Below are 14,659 nucleotides of genomic sequence, written 5' to 3'. Positions count from 1 at the left end.
TAATGAAAAGATGTAAATTCGATAGCATGAAAAATAAAGTCATGTATAAGCATTAGTTAGAAAGTCCTTTTAAAAAAAATAAAGACGACTGGATATAAAATAATTTATAAAATAGTAGAACTAAAAATTAATTTGTGGTTTGGATATTCGTTCAAACCACATTTCTTTTTATATTTTATCTTATTGTTAATATTATAAATTTTTTTCATTACTTTTCCTATATAAGAAACAATCTTTTTCATGGGAGTATATAAAACCTGTCCCTTGAAGGTAAGAATAAATAATAGTGGGTCCGACAAATTTCATTGATTTTTTTCTTAGGTCTTTAGATATGTTTTGCGAAAATTTATTGGAAGTTTGTCCTATTTCATAAATTATCTTTTCACCAGTAAAACTTTTTAGATAATTATAAAAACTCCCATATTCTTTTTGAATATCTTTAAAAATTTTTGCGTTAGAAATGCTTGATTTTATCTTAAGTTTATTTCTGATTATTTTCTTATTTTCTAATAATTCCTTTATTTTATCTTCATCATAATATATTATTTTTTCAATATCAAAATTATCATAGGCTTTTCTAAAATATTCCCTTTTGTTTAACACAGTTTCCCAGGATAAACCAGCTTGAAATGACTCTAAAATTAGCATTTCAAATAAATAAGAATCATCATGATTTGGCACACACCATTCATTATCATGATACTCTACATATAATTTATTATTTAAATTACACCACTTGCATCTTTTCATAGACAAGTCCTCATTTTTGGAATAAAGAATTTACTCATATCATTGTTTTCATGTTTTAATAAATAATACTTATTTTTAATCCCGCCACCGTAACCTGTTAGACTTCCGTTTTTTCCAACAACTCTGTGGCAGGGAATTATCAGGGAAATTGGGTTAAAACCGACAGCTCCACCAACAGCTTGGGAAGACATTTTATTGATCGTTGTTTCTCTTGCTATTTTACAAGCAATATCTGAATATGTAATTGTTTTGCCATAGGGAATTTGTGCCATTATATCCGATACTTTTTTCCTGAATTTAGTTAAATTATTAATTTTAATCTTAGGTGTAAAATTAGGAAGAGAGCCGGAAAAATATTCATCAAGCCATTTGCAAGTATTATCAAATATTGGTAAGTTTTTAATTTGCAAATCTTCTTTTACTTTATAAGGATAGCAAGAGTTAATAAAAAATAAAGCAGTTAAATTTTCGCCATCACTAATCATCATCAGGTCATCAAATTGTTCAGGGGTTTTGTATTTCCACTTAAAAGACATAATACCACCATTTTCTAAATTTTTCTAAGATTAGTATAGCATATAAAAAATCTTTATTTGTAAATTTGTTTTTGAAAATGGAAAATTATTTTATAGGAGAGAAAGCTTTATAATTACTCATAAATACATGATTAATGAAATTCTTTATTTTATATATTTCTAGAAAAGAACCCTAGAAAAATTTTTAAAATAATTACGATATGCTTTTGTAATAATTTGAAATTTATTAATTTTATAATAAAATTAAGAAAAATATAGGGGTGATAAATAATGAAAAATAAAAATAATTTGCCGATTTTTGGGGTTGGACCTTTTTATGTGATCACTTGTTTGATTATTACTTTATTATCATTATTACTTATTAAAAATGGTCACTTCAAATTCGCTACAATAAAAAAAGAAATGATGTTACATAGTATTTTTAACTTATTGGCATATGTTTTTATAATATTTGGGATTTACTTGTGGGTTAGAGCTGTCATAATACAAAAAGTAAATAAGAAAGTTCAGCAAGGAATACTTTTAAAAGATGGAATTTATAGTATAGTTAGAAATCCAATATATTCAGCTTTTTTATTTATTTTTACTGGAGTTTTATTTTTATCTATGAATTATATTTTATTAGTTTTACCTTTTTTCTTTTGGATATTTTTAACAGTTTTGATGAAAAATACTGAAGAAAAATGGTTAAGGGAAAAATTTGGCAAGGAGTATATAGATTATTGTAAGGACGTCAATCGTGTTATACCTTGGTTTGCAAAAAATAAATATTAAAATTTATTAGAAATAATTATATAATGATGTCTTCTGGACTCAATTTATTTAAAATCAATTATAAATATGGTAATATATTCATTGTGAGACTATGTAGATTTTTATAAAGGAGTAAATTATGTCACAAGAAAATAAAAAAATTGCTATTCAAGAAACTTACGGACCTAGATTTCAATATTGCTGGGGTTGCGGTCCTAAAAATGAAGATGGTTTACATATGAAGTCTTATCCTAGCGAAAGTGGGGATGAATGTATCTGCACAGTAAGACCTGATAAGATGTATACAGGCGGGGTTCCAAAAAATCTTTTTGGTGGAATGATTGCTATGATTTTCGACTGTCATGGAACCGCTTCAGCCGCTTGGTTTAACCACAGAAATAAGAATCTTGAACTTACAGAAGAAACTGTAATCGGTCGTTATATAACAGCTAGATTAGAAATAAATTTCAAAAAACCTGTACCAATGGAAGAAGACATTACTGTAATTGCTAAAGCTGAGGAAATTGGGGAAAGAAAAATAATAGTTAGCATGGAAATGCACGCTGGTGGAGAAATTAGAGCTGAGGCAAAAATGGTTGCTGTCGGCGTAAAAGATAATATGTAATTTTTATTTAAAAATAAAAAAAGACTTAGTAGGGGATTATTCTTTTTGAATTATCCCCTATTTTTTATCTGATTTTATGATTAATTACATAAAAATATACTGATAAAATATTTTTTAATGCTTAATTGTGTGTTTTTTTAATATATAAGAAGCCTATTTTTAGGAAGTGCCTACAATCTGCATTAGCAAGTTTATACCTCAACAGAAATTTTTAAATATATTTCGTTTTCAACAGGATTCTATTTTTGATATAATTATTTATATTTAAAGGAGTTCTTATGAAAAATAATTTTTTTAAAAGTTTGCATATTTATAGTTTTTTGTTTGGTCTTGTGATTTTATTTGTTTCATTTTTTATTCCTATTGATAATTTTCCAACTTTAAAACCTATTGGTATGTCTACAATGATAATCTGCCCAATGTTTGGTTTTTTAGGGATAATATTTTCTATATTGAATAAAAAATACATTTATATTTTTTTAAATTTATTATTAGTTTTTTCTTTTTTCATTGTTATGAGTTTGGGATTAATTTTTTTAGGACCATAATTTTACAACCTATCTTAGATGAAAATGCCACCATTTTATTTGGTGGCTTTTTTATGTATTATGAAATGAGATTTTTTTGTTGTTATCAGCCCTTCTTTTTGCATTTTTCCTAGTTCATTTGATAGGCAACTGCGGTCAATATTTAAGTAATCGGCAAGTTGCTTGCGGTTGAAGGGGATATTAAATTCATTGGAATTTTTCTTCAATGATATGAAATTTAAGTATACAAGGACTTTTTCTCTTATTGTTTTTGGTGAATTGGTAAAAATTTTATTTGACAGAATTAAATTTTTATTGGAAGATATCATGAGTAAATTCATAAGTAGTTTTGTTGACCAATCTTCTTTTGCATTTATTATATGTTGAAGGTTTGTAATATTAAGCATTAAAACTTTAGAGTCTTCGTTTGCCACAACTGAAACTAGCATCGGTTCATTTTTTAATATTGCATATGTTTCTGCAAATATATGTCCTGGATTAATATTGCTTAAAATTGTTCTGTTTCCGTATATATCATAACTTTCAATATTTACATTTCCAGATAGGACAAGTCCCATACTTTCTGTTATTTGACCGGCACCAAGTATTATAGATGATTTTTCAAAGTTTTTTTCCCTTGCATTTAATGCTTGCAGGCATTTTTCTATTTGCTTATCATCCATATTTTTAAAAATTAAGCTTTTCTTTAATATTTCTTTATCCATAACCCTATATCCTTCTTTATATGTGAATTTTATCATATTAAATAATTTGTCTCAATAAATATACTTATATTAACTATCTTATTTATTTTTAATTTTAATATTTTGGGTATGAAATTAATGAATGGAGGTTATTTATGATTTTTATTGGTTATAAAAAATGTTCAACTTGCAAAAGAATTTCAAAACAAATGGATGAAAAAAATATTTCTTACAAATATAGGGAGATTGATAAGGAAAATCCTAGTAGGGAAGAACTTGAGTCTTGGTACCAAAAATCAGGTTTAGATATTAAAAAGTTTTTTAACACAAGTGGTAAAGTTTATAGGGAAAATAATTTGAAAGATAAGCTTAAGACTATGAGCCTTGATGAAAAGTTAGATTTGCTTTCTAAGGATGGTATGCTTGTGAAAAGACCAATTTTACTTGATAGCGACAAAATTTTTGTTGGAAATCAAGTAGAAAAATATGTAGAAAGTTTCTAAGCTTTAAATTTAATATTTGCCTATTTATATTTAATAAAGACGTTTTTAGATATAAAAAAAAGGCAAGTAATTATGCCTAGAATTTAATATGGCAGGGGTAGCAGGACTCGAACCCACGACACCTAGTTTTGGAGACTAGTGTTCTACCAACTGAACTATACCCCTGTACGACAATAGATAGTTTAACAAATTTTTAGGGAATTGTAAAGAGAATTTACAATTCTTTTTTATTTATGAAATTTCTTAATAAGTTTGTAATAATTAAGAAAGAATATTGTTGAAATTATTTGTTATTATAATTGCAAGGAGGATTTATGAAGGATTTTAAAATTTTAGTTTGTGAAGATGATAAAAATATTGCAAATTCTATAGGTCTTTATTTAGAAAATGAGGGTTTTTCTGTTATTTATGCTTATGATGGTTTAGAGGCTATTGAAGTTTTCAAAAATCAAGGAGCAGACTTAATTATTATGGATTTAATGATGCCTAGGCTCTCAGGTGAAGAGGCTATAAAAAAATTGAGGGATATTTCTTTTGTGCCAATAATAATATTGTCTGCAAAAAGTGAAGACTATGATAAGGTTATAGGCTTAAATATTGGAGCTGATGATTATATTACTAAACCTTTTAATCCTTTAGAATTAATTGCAAGGGTTGGCTCTAACCTTAGAAGATATCATTCATATGATAATTTAGCTTCTAGTGAAATTATTCAGATAGGTAACATTAAACTCAATACTCTTGAAAAGACTTGCAGTGTTGATGATAAAATTATCAATTTAACTTCATTGGAATATAAAATTTTGGAATTTTTAATGAAAAATCCTAACAAAGTTTTTTCTATTGAAAGTATTTATGAGCATGTATGGAATGAGCCGGCTATTGAAGCTAAAACTGTTACTGTTCATATAAGAAGGATTAGAGAAAAAATTGAAGTTGACCCTAAAAGACCAATGTATATTCAAGTTGCTTGGGGTCTTGGTTATAAATTTGTTGATAATAAAAGGAGGAAATAATGGAAAATTCAGAAAATATTAAAATTGAAAAGAAATACACAATTTGGAAATTTTTTGGGATTTTATTCCTTGTGGCAGCTATTTCTGTTGGGATTGCTTTTCCTTTAAATAATTTTTTAGACCCAAATACTGCAAATATTAATTCTACAGTTGCTGACTATGTTTCAAGAACTATAATAAATTCCTTATACAAGGAAGATAGTTACTATAATTTAGATAATTTTGATTATTTTGTTAAATCTTATAAGGTAAAGTATTATGATTCTCTTGGTAATAAAATTCCTGATGATGATATAGAAAAAAGACTTGAATTTAAGGAAAAAAAGGAAAAATTAATAAGTCAAGGTTTAAATCCTTCTGATTTTATGACTTCGGAAGATTTAAAAATTGCAGATATAAATAAAAGATATGAAACTTTTTACATTAATAAGGAGAATAATAGAGAAATTGATCCTGAAAGTATAAGCTCCAATGAAGACACAATTTTTGCTATATCGGGTTCTTATAGCAATGGTAATTTAAAAACAGATATAGAAACTTCTAGTGATGAATATTTATACACAAGAAAACTAAAGGATGAATTTTTAAGAAGATTATCTAATAATTTTTCGCAAGATAATGAATTGAAAAATATTATAAATTTGAGATTTTACTATAAGGTTGATTTAAATTCACCAGCCTATATGCAAATGGTTAAGGATGCAGAAAGACCTAACTATTATGCCTTTGCTTTTTCGGCTGTTATTGTCAATTTTATTCTAATGTTCTTAGTTTCTATATTTTTAAAATATAAGAAAATGATGGATTGTAAAGAAATTAAAAATTTATTCTCACTACCAATTGAGGTGGTTATAGTTCTTTTCTTTATATTTTTATTTGTATCCTTTGCATCTATAGAACCATTTGATAATAACAGTATACCTGTTGAATATTCCATTGGTATTTATTCAGTATTATCTGTTATAGCTAATGTAATTATATCTTTATGTGTAAATTATGTAGTTTTAGCTATAAAATCTTTTCATTATGATGGGGCAGATAATCTACTTTTGGAAAATTCATTAATTAGAAGATTATTTAGTGGAGTATTTTCCAATATAGGGAATGCAAAAAATCAAGCAGATTTGTCTAGGGCCAAAAATAGATTTTTCCTTGCCTATATATTAATTATATTTTTGGGTTTAATGTATATGCTAGTATTTATGATGCCCTATTCCCATATGAGATTTTTAACATTTTTCTTATATTTTCTAGTTTTCAGTCTTATTTATATTTTATTAAGTAAGGCATTAGATGAAATAGGAAGAATAAATATAGAGTCTACAAAAATTGTAAAAGGAGATTTTGACTATAATATACAAAAACATTATAGAGTTTTTGACAATATAATTGATAATTTCAATTCTATAGGTTTAAATCTTGATAAGGCTGTTGAGGAAGGTATCAAAAGTCAAAAGATGAAAACAGAATTAATAACTAATGTAAGTCATGATTTAAAAACTCCTCTAACATCAATTATTAATTATTCTGATCTGCTAAATAAAGATTCTTCTAACAGCCAAAAGGCTAAGGAATATTCAAAGATTATTTATGATAAATCCTTAAGACTTAAAACTTTGATTGAAGATTTATTTGAAGTTTCAAAGGCTTCTTCTGAAAATATTCAATTAAACTTGGAAAAAATTGATTTTAAAGCTTTGATTTTACAGGCTATGGGTGAATGGGAAGATAAATTTAAGGAAAAAAACATTGAATTTGTAAGTACCCTTCCGGAAAATCCACTTATCTTAGATTTGGATGGTCAAAAGATTTCTAGAGTTCTTGATAATATATTTTCCAATATATATAAGTATGGGGCTGAGCATTCAAGGGTTTATATAGATTTAATAAGTGATAATAAAGTTAAGCTTTTTGTTAAAAATATTTCTAAATATCCTTTAAATATATCTGCTGAAGAACTTATGGAGAGGTTTACTAGGGGAGATAAGTCAAGAAATACAGAAGGTTCAGGGCTTGGCCTTTCTATTGCAGATTCCTTAATTAATGCTCATAAAGGAGAATTTCATATAGAAATAGATGGAGATCTATTTAAAACAATCATAATTTTATAAACAAAAATTTACCTCAAAGAAAAAAACTTTGAGGTTTTTTTCATTTCTTAAGACTTTATTTAGAAATATTTATTATAATATTTTTGGTGATATGATGAATAAAATACTTGTAGTTGAAGATGATAAAGATATAAATAATTTGTTAAAGATTATTTTAGAAAGTAATGGTTATGAGGTTTGTCAGGCTTATAGCGGTAAAATGGGTATTGAAATGTTAAATGATGATTTTGATCTTGTGCTTTTAGATTTAATGATGCCCCTTGTTAGTGGTGAAGAAATGGTTGTAAAGATGAGAGCAAAGAATTTTAATATGCCTGTAATTATTATTACTGCAAAAATTGACGAGAAAACTAAATTTTATACTTTTGATATTGGTGCTGATGATTTCATTACAAAACCTTTTGAAAAAGCAGATTTATTAAATAGGGTTAAGGCTAATATTAGAAGGTACAGGCACTTAAATTCAAATATGAGCAAAAATTCTATTTTAGAATTTAAAAATTTAAAGTTATATGAGGACGAGAACAGGATTTTGATAAAGGGAGAGGAACTCAAGGTGACTCCAATTGAGTTTGAGATTTTAAAGACTCTCTTAAAAAATCCAAATAAAATTTTTTCTAAGGAAAATTTGTATAGATCTGTATGGAATGATGAGTATTTTTTCGAAGATGACACTATAAATGTCCATATTTCAAACTTAAGGTCAAAAATTAAAAAGCTAGACACGGAAGAATATATTGAAACTGTGTGGGCAGTTGGCTATAGGCTAAAAAAATAGTTTTTATAATTAATTAAGTTTAGCTTAATAATTTTTTAAGTTTTCTTTTTTATTATATTGACAAGGAGGAATTATGGAAAAAATTATAGAATTAACTGATGTAAATAAATCTTATGATAAAAAGCATAAAGCACTGGAAAATATGAACTTAAATATTTACGAAAATGACATTTTCGGTTTGGTAGGCTCTAATGGTGCTGGTAAATCAACAATTTTAAAACTTTTATCAGGTGCAATTTTAAAAGATTCCGGTCATATAAGTATTCTTGGCAATAGCGATGATGATTTAATTAAATCTTTTTCAAAAATGGGATTTTTAATTGAAAATCCGCTATTTTATGATGAACTAAGCGGCATGAATAACTTAATTTATCTATGCAAATTGAGGGGTATGAAAATTGATAACGCCTTGGAAATTGCTAAAGAATTTGGTATTTATAAACATTTATCTAAAAAGGTAAAAAGTTATTCTACAGGTATGCGACAAAGACTGGGACTTGTTGCTGCATTTATGGCTAAACCAAAAATAATTTTACTTGATGAACCTATTAATGGTTTAGATCCCGAAGGAATAACTTTTCTAAGAAATTATCTGTTAAAAATTAACAAGTCATGGCAATCAACAATTATTATATCTTCTCATATTTTAAATGAGCTATCTCTCATAGCAACAAGATATGCTTTTATAAAAGATGGAAAACTAATTGAAGAAATTTCTAAAGAGGAGTTTGAAGATAAGTCTAAACAATTTATTTCTATAGAATTAGAAAAAGAAGATTTAGAAAAAGCAGCAGCTCTTTTGGAGATGAAATTAAATGTAAAGGATTATAAAGTTTATCCAGATGGTGAGCTGAGAATTTATGAAAATTTTAATACAAAAGATTTGCAAAAATTTTTGGTAGAAAATGCAATATTCTTAAAGTCCATAAAGGTTAAAGAAAAATCTTTAGAAGAATATTATTTGGAAAAGGTAGGTGAAAATAATGATTAATTTAATAGATGCAGAACTTTTTAAGATAAGAAAGATTAAAGGACAAAAGGTTTTAACTGCTTTAATTTGGCTTTTCGCCTTGTCGCCAATATTTATGTTATTATTTTGTATAAGTACAGGTAATGTTGCTACCATTACTGTACCTGATAATTTTGGATTAAGTGAAGCTATATCAACAATGCTTTTAATGATATGTTTTTGTGCCAATTTCTTTGTTATTTTTCCTGTATCTTTTGCTTTTTCAGGTGAAATAACAAAGGGTAATGCTAGAAGAGCAGTGGAAGCCTCTCATTCAAGGTCAAGTATTTTAACCTCAAAGATAATTAGTGAATATTTATATTCTTTATTTCTGATTATTACAACGCTTTTTATTGGAATAGTTTCAACTGTTATATTATTACAAGTTATTGGTAAAATGAATTTTGGTAATGCTCAGATAGTAATAGCTTTAAAGGCACTATTAATAAGTTTTGTACCAGTAAGTGCAAGTCTATGCTTTTTAAATTTAGCCTATATAGTTTTAGGTAAAGATTTTTTGGTAGTTATTACTTATATAATATATTTTTCTCTAAATCAAATTTTAGAATTTATACAAATGATTTTATATAAGTTCCCCACAGGATTTATAGATTTAATAAAAGATTACACACCATCAGCATTATATTTAGATGTTATCGGGTATTTAAGTAGTGTTGAATTTAATAGAGCTTTACCTATATCAACAGGTGTATATAAAGATATATTATTATTAACTATTTATATTATAATTTTCACAGGACTTTCTTATTTTCTTATAAGAAAAAGGGACTTTAAATGATTATACTATTAATATTATTCATAATCTTATCTATTTTTTACGCATACAAATATTACACCATTAAAATTAATATAAAAAAAATAGACAAAAACTTAGATTTTAGAAAAAATAAAAAATCAGAAGTAGAAGCTGAGCTAAGTACAAAAAATAAATCCTTATTAAATTTATATGAGAAGTACAATGAAATGAGTAATAAATTGATGGAAAAAAATGAAAGAATTGACGAACTTAAAGATAATTACGGAAAACTTCTTTCAAATTTATCTCATGATTTAAGAACACCCCTGACTTCAATTATAGGTTATTTGAATTTATTAGATATAAAGGATGAAGAACAGGAAAAAATTCTTGATATTGCCGTTGATAAGGCTTATTTTCTAAATAATTTGGTGGAAAAATTTTATCAACTTTCTCTTATCAATGAAAAGAATTCCTTAGACTTTGAAAATTTTGACCTTGTTCAATTAATCTATCAAACTTCATTTAATTATTTTGATAAATTTAAAAAAATTGATCAGGAAATAGAAATTAAATTGCCACAAAAATATATAATATCTTCAAATAAAAATTCTTTTGAAAGTATTTTAACCAATATTTTAGATAATATGTATAAATATTCTAGGGGAAACAATAAAATTGAGTTAGAAGATTCTCATAAAATGAAGCTTATATTTTCAAATGATATAGACTATAAAGATGGGCAACTAAATTATTTATTTGAGAGGTCAAAAGTTCTAGACCCGTCTAGAAAAAATGCCACAGGACTTGGACTTTCAATTGTAAAAGCTCATTTAGATAAGCTATTTCTTAAGGCTAATATTTTGGTAAAAGATAAAAAATTTTATTTAATTATAGAAGAATAGATTCCATTTGGAGTCTATTTTTTTATTTCTAAATTCTATAATATAATTTGAAAAATTTTCAGCATTTATATAAAAACAATTAATTTAAAATATTTATATAAAAATCTAAAAACATATTGTATTAATTACACATATATTTTAATATTAATAGGTAAGATATAAAATTTTTTCAAGGGAGGACATAATGAAAAAAATTTTAAAAGTCGTGATGGCTTTAGGTTTAATTTTTGCTTTAACAGCATGTGGCGGTAAAAATACTGCTAATAGCTCTAATGGTGAAGGTGAAAAAGGGGAAAGTAAAAAAATTGAAAAATTAACAGTTCAATTTGTTCCATCTAGAGATCCTGAACAAATAGTGACTCAAACTGAACCTCTTAAAAATATCCTTAAAGAAAAATTAAAGGAAAAAGGTTACGAAGTTGGAGATGTAGATATTTCAGTAGGAACTAACTACGAAACTACAGGTGAAGCTTTAAGTGCTGGTTCTGTAGATGTTGGATTTATTCCAGGAGGTACTTATGTGCTTTATTCTGATGGATGTGAAGCACTATTAACTGCAACTAGAAAAGCTCTTTCAGTAGAATCAGATAATCCTAAAGAATGGAATGATAAAAAGCCAACAAAACAATTAGATGACAATATGGCAAGTTTTTATAGAGGTCTTATAATTGCTGGTCCATCTGAAAAAGGTAAAGAACTTGCACAAAAAGTAAATAATGGCGAAAAGCTTACTTGGGACGATTTAAATTCTGCAAAATGGTCAGTAATGGGTTCATCTTCTTCTGCAGGATACATTTATCCATATTTATGGTTAGAAAAAAATTATAATAAAGGAATAACAGATTTAGCAAATGTAGTTCAAGCTGATTCTTACGCTTCATCAGCAGCAAGACTTGCTTCTGGTCAAGTAGATATAATTATTGGTTATGCTGATCTTAGACTAGATTATGCAGACAAATGGCAAAGTGAATTTGCAAGGAGTGCTTCAATTTGGGATGAAACAAATGTAATTGGAGTTACAGATAAGATTTATAATGATACAATTTCTGTTTCAAAGAAATCTGAAATTATGACTGATGATTTTAAAAATGCACTAGCTCAATCTTTCATAGAAATTGCTCAAACTGAAGAAGGCAAACAAATAATTTCTATTTACAATCATGAAGGATATGAAAAAGCTGAAGATAAAAACTATGACGGCGAAAGAGAAGCACAAAAATTGTTAAAAGATGCTAAAAACTAATTAATAGGGCCCCATGGGCCTTATTTTTTTAAGAGGGAGTAAAATGATAAAATTTACTAATGTAGATAAGGTATATCCTGGCGGTTTTAAAGCTTTGAAGGATGTAAATTTGGAAATTAAAGATGGAGAATTTGTAGCTATTATCGGTAGATCTGGGGCAGGCAAATCTACTTTAATTAGGACAATAAATAAAATGCACGATATTACTGGGGGTTCACTAACAGTTGGAGATATTAATGTTTCTTCATTAAAAGGTAAGGAGCTTAGAAAGTTCAGAAGAAATGTCGGTATGATTTTTCAATCTTTCAATCTAGTGGATAGAATGTCTGTAATTAATAATGTGCTCACAGCTTTTGTTCCCGAACTCAGTCCTATAAGGTCAATATTTGGAATTTATCCTAAAGAATATAAGATTAAAGCTCTTGAATCACTGGAAAAAGTTGATATTTTAGATAAAGCTTATGTTAGAGCAGATAATTTATCAGGAGGTCAACAACAGAGAGTGGCTCTTGCAAGGACCCTTGCCTATAATCCTAATATCATCTTAGCAGATGAACCAGTTGCAAGTCTTGACCCAATAAATGCAAGATCTGTTATGAGTTATTTTAAGAGAATAAATGAAGAGATGAAAATAACAATTCTTTTAAATATTCATCATGTTGATTTGGCACTTGAATATGCAACAAGTGTAATAGGTATTAAAGATGGGCAGATAATTTATCATGGTCCCAGCAAGGATGTAAACGATAAAATTTTAACGCAAATATATGGAGATTCTATTGACGAAATAAAAAAGGGTGAAAAAAATGAGTCTATATGATAAAATCTTCAAGCCTAAAGTTTACAAGCTTTCTAACGGGAAACTTGTTTATGAAAAAAGGTCAAGAATGCCTTTTATTTTATCGGTTTTATTTATTTTTTCATTTATATCAATTAAAATTACCGGTTTTTCTCTTTCAGTTTTGATTAAAAACTTTGGCGAATTTTTTATAATTCTTAAAGAAATTTTCAATCCAAATTTATCTTATTTTAAATCGGTAATTGAACCCTTATTTGATACGATTAAGATGAGTTTTTTAGGTTCATTTTTGGGAGCATTTGTAGCTATATTTTTTTCCTTTTTAGCTTCAAATAATATGGTTAAAAGTAAAATCATTAATTCTTTAACTAAACTGCTGTTTTCAATTATAAGAACTATACCTACTTTAGTATCGGCACTAATATTTACTTATATATTTGGGCTTGGAACTTTTGCAGGAACTTGTGCAATATTTCTATTTTCTTTTTCTTATGTGGGAAAACTTCTTTATGAACAGATTGAAACAGTGAATATGGGAGCGTATGAGGCTTTGATTTCTATGGGATATACTTCACCACTTGCTTTTATAAAGGGTATTATTCCACAAATTCTTCCTTATTACCTATCAACTAGCCTTTATAACTTTGAAGGAAATGTAAGATATGCGGCTATACTTGGTTATGTAGGTGCAGGTGGACTTGGACTTTTAATTAATGAAAATATAAATTGGAGAGATTATAATAGAGTTGGAACAATACTTTTAGCTCTACTTATCACAGTTTTTTTAATTGAAAATATAAGTCATTATTTCAGAAATAAATTAAACTAGGTGAAATATGGATAAAATAGAAAAAAAATATAGAGAAGAACCTAATAATAAATTATATATTTTAACAATTGTTGTGACTTTACTAGCAATCTTAATTTGGTCTAGTTCTGTAGTTAATTTTGATAATTCAGCAGGAGATGGGCTTTCAATAGCAAAAAATATTTTTAAAGGAATTTTAAATCCTGATAAAGAACTTTTATTTAGTTTGAACAGTAAGGGTGTTATTTACTTATTGCTTGAGACTATAGCCATAGCATTTTTAGGGACTGTTATAGGAGCGATAATTTCAATTCCATTGGCATTTTTAGCCTCTTCAAATATAGTTCCTAAACAAATAGCTTTTTTAACAAAACTTTTAATTATGGTTATAAGAACTATACCAGCAATTGTTTATGGTCTTATGTTTATTAGAGTAACAGGACCTGGACCTTTTGCCGGACTTATGACAATGAGTTTTACTTCTATTGGGATGTTAACTAAACTCTTTTCAGATACAATACTTGATCTTAATAAAAATATTTTAGAATCTTTAGAGGCTCTCGGTTGTACATCTTTTAGAAAAATTAGATTTGGAATTTTACCTCAGCTTTCAGCTAATTTTATTTCAACTGGTATCTATAGATTTGATATGAATTTAAGAGATGCCTCTGTATTAGGTTTAGTTGGTGCAGGTGGTATTGGTTCTCCACTTATGTTTGCTATAAATTCTTACAGGTGGAATCAAGTAGGATCTATTTTAATTGGCTTAATCGTCCTTGTTATAATTATTGAATTTTTCTCAACAAAAATAAGAAGAAAATTAGTTAGAGGTTAA

At 26.9% G+C, this 14,659-nt stretch carries 17 protein-coding genes and 1 tRNA gene; 13 read left to right on the top strand and 5 right to left on the bottom strand.

The annotated features are described in order from the left end of the window. Positions 1–192 precede the first annotated feature (192 nt). Together F594_RS0106045 and F594_RS0106040 are read right to left on the bottom strand one after the other, a co-directional pair. Positions 193–750 (bottom strand): DNA-3-methyladenine glycosylase I, encoded by a 558-nt coding sequence (locus F594_RS0106045; protein WP_019034915.1) that lies wholly within the window; start codon positions 748–750, stop codon positions 193–195. Next, positions 747–1,286, bottom strand: a complete 540-nt coding sequence (locus F594_RS0106040; protein WP_019034914.1) for a methylated-DNA--[protein]-cysteine S-methyltransferase — start codon at positions 1,284–1,286, stop codon at positions 747–749. The genes F594_RS0106045 and F594_RS0106040 overlap by 4 nt, the downstream gene beginning before the upstream one ends. A 270-nt stretch (positions 1,287–1,556) precedes the next feature. Here F594_RS0106040 and F594_RS0106035 point away from each other — a divergent pair, with 270 nt between their 5' ends. Together F594_RS0106035 and F594_RS0106030 are read left to right on the top strand one after the other, a co-directional pair. Continuing rightward, complete coding sequence (locus F594_RS0106035) at positions 1,557–2,060, top strand: methyltransferase family protein (RefSeq protein WP_009344925.1); 504 nt, start codon at positions 1,557–1,559, stop codon at positions 2,058–2,060. 118 nt (positions 2,061–2,178) lie between these two features. Next, the gene (locus tag F594_RS0106030; RefSeq protein ID WP_004824519.1) at positions 2,179–2,664 is read left to right on the top strand and encodes a PaaI family thioesterase; all 486 of its coding nucleotides are present in this window, start codon (positions 2,179–2,181) and stop codon (positions 2,662–2,664) included. A 310-nt stretch (positions 2,665–2,974) separates the two neighbouring features. Here the strand turns inward: F594_RS0106030 and F594_RS09805 are convergent, their stop codons facing one another. Together F594_RS09805 and F594_RS0106020 are read right to left on the bottom strand one after the other, a co-directional pair. Further along, positions 2,975–3,133, bottom strand: a complete 159-nt coding sequence (locus tag F594_RS09805; RefSeq protein ID WP_211208581.1) for a hypothetical protein — start codon at positions 3,131–3,133, stop codon at positions 2,975–2,977. A 114-nt stretch (positions 3,134–3,247) separates the two neighbouring features. Then, on the bottom strand, positions 3,248–3,916 hold the full coding sequence (locus tag F594_RS0106020) for a Crp/Fnr family transcriptional regulator (RefSeq protein ID WP_019034912.1): 669 nt from the start codon (positions 3,914–3,916) through the stop codon (positions 3,248–3,250). A gap of 134 nt (positions 3,917–4,050) precedes the next feature. Here F594_RS0106020 and F594_RS0106015 point away from each other — a divergent pair, with 134 nt between their 5' ends. Then, entirely contained in the window at positions 4,051–4,398 is a 348-nt protein-coding gene (locus F594_RS0106015) for a Spx/MgsR family RNA polymerase-binding regulatory protein (protein ID WP_019034911.1), read from the top strand. Positions 4,399–4,487: 89 nt separating this feature from the next. Here the strand turns inward: F594_RS0106015 and F594_RS0106010 are convergent. After that, a tRNA-Trp gene (locus F594_RS0106010) sits at positions 4,488–4,563 on the bottom strand. A gap of 149 nt (positions 4,564–4,712) precedes the next feature. On the opposite strand from F594_RS0106010, the gene F594_RS0106005 reads away from it, so the two are divergent. The 10 genes from F594_RS0106005 to phnE (F594_RS0105960) all read left to right on the top strand — a co-directional run bounded on the left by F594_RS0106005 (position 4,713) and on the right by phnE (F594_RS0105960) (position 14,659). Beyond that, positions 4,713–5,414 carry a response regulator transcription factor gene (locus tag F594_RS0106005; RefSeq protein ID WP_019034910.1) on the top strand — a complete coding sequence of 234 codons (702 nt, stop codon included), beginning with the start codon at positions 4,713–4,715 and terminating at the stop codon, positions 5,412–5,414. Then, on the top strand, positions 5,414–7,525 hold the full coding sequence (locus F594_RS0106000; RefSeq protein WP_019034909.1) for a sensor histidine kinase: 2,112 nt from the start codon (positions 5,414–5,416) through the stop codon (positions 7,523–7,525). Before F594_RS0106005 ends, F594_RS0106000 begins: the two co-directional genes overlap by 1 nt. A gap of 94 nt (positions 7,526–7,619) precedes the next feature. Next, the gene (locus F594_RS0105995) at positions 7,620–8,303 is read left to right on the top strand and encodes a response regulator transcription factor (RefSeq protein WP_009344938.1); all 684 of its coding nucleotides are present in this window, start codon (positions 7,620–7,622) and stop codon (positions 8,301–8,303) included. A gap of 73 nt (positions 8,304–8,376) precedes the next feature. Beyond that, positions 8,377–9,294, top strand: a complete 918-nt coding sequence (locus tag F594_RS0105990) for an ABC transporter ATP-binding protein (RefSeq protein ID WP_019034908.1) — start codon at positions 8,377–8,379, stop codon at positions 9,292–9,294. Next, positions 9,287–10,111, top strand: coding sequence for a hypothetical protein (locus F594_RS0105985; RefSeq protein ID WP_019034907.1), 825 nt, complete (start codon positions 9,287–9,289; stop codon positions 10,109–10,111). The genes F594_RS0105990 and F594_RS0105985 overlap by 8 nt, the downstream gene beginning before the upstream one ends. Next, on the top strand, positions 10,108–10,974 hold the full coding sequence (locus F594_RS0105980; protein ID WP_019034906.1) for a sensor histidine kinase: 867 nt from the start codon (positions 10,108–10,110) through the stop codon (positions 10,972–10,974). Before F594_RS0105985 ends, F594_RS0105980 begins: the two co-directional genes overlap by 4 nt. A gap of 184 nt (positions 10,975–11,158) precedes the next feature. After that, complete coding sequence (locus F594_RS0105975) at positions 11,159–12,217, top strand: PhnD/SsuA/transferrin family substrate-binding protein (protein ID WP_019034905.1); 1,059 nt, start codon at positions 11,159–11,161, stop codon at positions 12,215–12,217. Positions 12,218–12,260: 43 nt separating this feature from the next. Continuing rightward, positions 12,261–13,037, top strand: coding sequence for a phosphonate ABC transporter ATP-binding protein (gene phnC, locus F594_RS0105970; protein WP_004824516.1), 777 nt, complete (start codon positions 12,261–12,263; stop codon positions 13,035–13,037). Then, positions 13,024–13,845 (top strand): phosphonate ABC transporter, permease protein PhnE, encoded by an 822-nt coding sequence (phnE, locus tag F594_RS0105965; protein WP_019034904.1) that lies wholly within the window; start codon positions 13,024–13,026, stop codon positions 13,843–13,845. Before phnC ends, phnE (F594_RS0105965) begins: the two co-directional genes overlap by 14 nt. 7 nt (positions 13,846–13,852) lie before the next feature. Next, the gene (gene phnE, locus F594_RS0105960) at positions 13,853–14,659 is read left to right on the top strand and encodes a phosphonate ABC transporter, permease protein PhnE (RefSeq protein WP_019034903.1); all 807 of its coding nucleotides are present in this window, start codon (positions 13,853–13,855) and stop codon (positions 14,657–14,659) included.

The organism is Peptoniphilus lacrimalis DSM 7455, from assembly GCF_000378725.1.
In the GTDB taxonomy this organism is placed as follows: domain Bacteria; phylum Bacillota; class Clostridia; order Tissierellales; family Peptoniphilaceae; genus Peptoniphilus_A; species Peptoniphilus_A lacrimalis.
This window is presented reverse-complemented; position numbering and strand designations above follow the sequence as displayed.

Excerpts from the sequence above, each read along its gene's own strand:
- F594_RS0106045 (WP_019034915.1), bottom strand. The coding sequence starts at position 750 with ATGAAAAGATGCAAGTGGTGTAATTTAAATAATAAATTATATGTAGAG.
- F594_RS0106040 (WP_019034914.1), bottom strand. The coding sequence starts at position 1,286 with ATGTCTTTTAAGTGGAAATACAAAACCCCTGAACAATTTGATGACCTG.
- F594_RS0106035 (WP_009344925.1), top strand. The coding sequence starts at position 1,557 with ATGAAAAATAAAAATAATTTGCCGATTTTTGGGGTTGGACCTTTTTAT.
- F594_RS0106030 (WP_004824519.1), top strand. The coding sequence starts at position 2,179 with ATGTCACAAGAAAATAAAAAAATTGCTATTCAAGAAACTTACGGACCT.
- F594_RS09805 (WP_211208581.1), bottom strand. The coding sequence starts at position 3,133 with ATGTATTTTTTATTCAATATAGAAAATATTATCCCTAAAAAACCAAAC.
- F594_RS0106020 (WP_019034912.1), bottom strand. The coding sequence starts at position 3,916 with ATGGATAAAGAAATATTAAAGAAAAGCTTAATTTTTAAAAATATGGAT.
- F594_RS0106015 (WP_019034911.1), top strand. The coding sequence starts at position 4,051 with ATGATTTTTATTGGTTATAAAAAATGTTCAACTTGCAAAAGAATTTCA.
- F594_RS0106005 (WP_019034910.1), top strand. The coding sequence starts at position 4,713 with ATGAAGGATTTTAAAATTTTAGTTTGTGAAGATGATAAAAATATTGCA.
- F594_RS0106000 (WP_019034909.1), top strand. The coding sequence starts at position 5,414 with ATGGAAAATTCAGAAAATATTAAAATTGAAAAGAAATACACAATTTGG.
- F594_RS0105995 (WP_009344938.1), top strand. The coding sequence starts at position 7,620 with ATGAATAAAATACTTGTAGTTGAAGATGATAAAGATATAAATAATTTG.
- F594_RS0105990 (WP_019034908.1), top strand. The coding sequence starts at position 8,377 with ATGGAAAAAATTATAGAATTAACTGATGTAAATAAATCTTATGATAAA.
- F594_RS0105985 (WP_019034907.1), top strand. The coding sequence starts at position 9,287 with ATGATTAATTTAATAGATGCAGAACTTTTTAAGATAAGAAAGATTAAA.
- F594_RS0105980 (WP_019034906.1), top strand. The coding sequence starts at position 10,108 with ATGATTATACTATTAATATTATTCATAATCTTATCTATTTTTTACGCA.
- F594_RS0105975 (WP_019034905.1), top strand. The coding sequence starts at position 11,159 with ATGAAAAAAATTTTAAAAGTCGTGATGGCTTTAGGTTTAATTTTTGCT.
- phnC (WP_004824516.1), top strand. The coding sequence starts at position 12,261 with ATGATAAAATTTACTAATGTAGATAAGGTATATCCTGGCGGTTTTAAA.
- phnE (WP_019034904.1), top strand. The coding sequence starts at position 13,024 with ATGAGTCTATATGATAAAATCTTCAAGCCTAAAGTTTACAAGCTTTCT.
- phnE (WP_019034903.1), top strand. The coding sequence starts at position 13,853 with ATGGATAAAATAGAAAAAAAATATAGAGAAGAACCTAATAATAAATTA.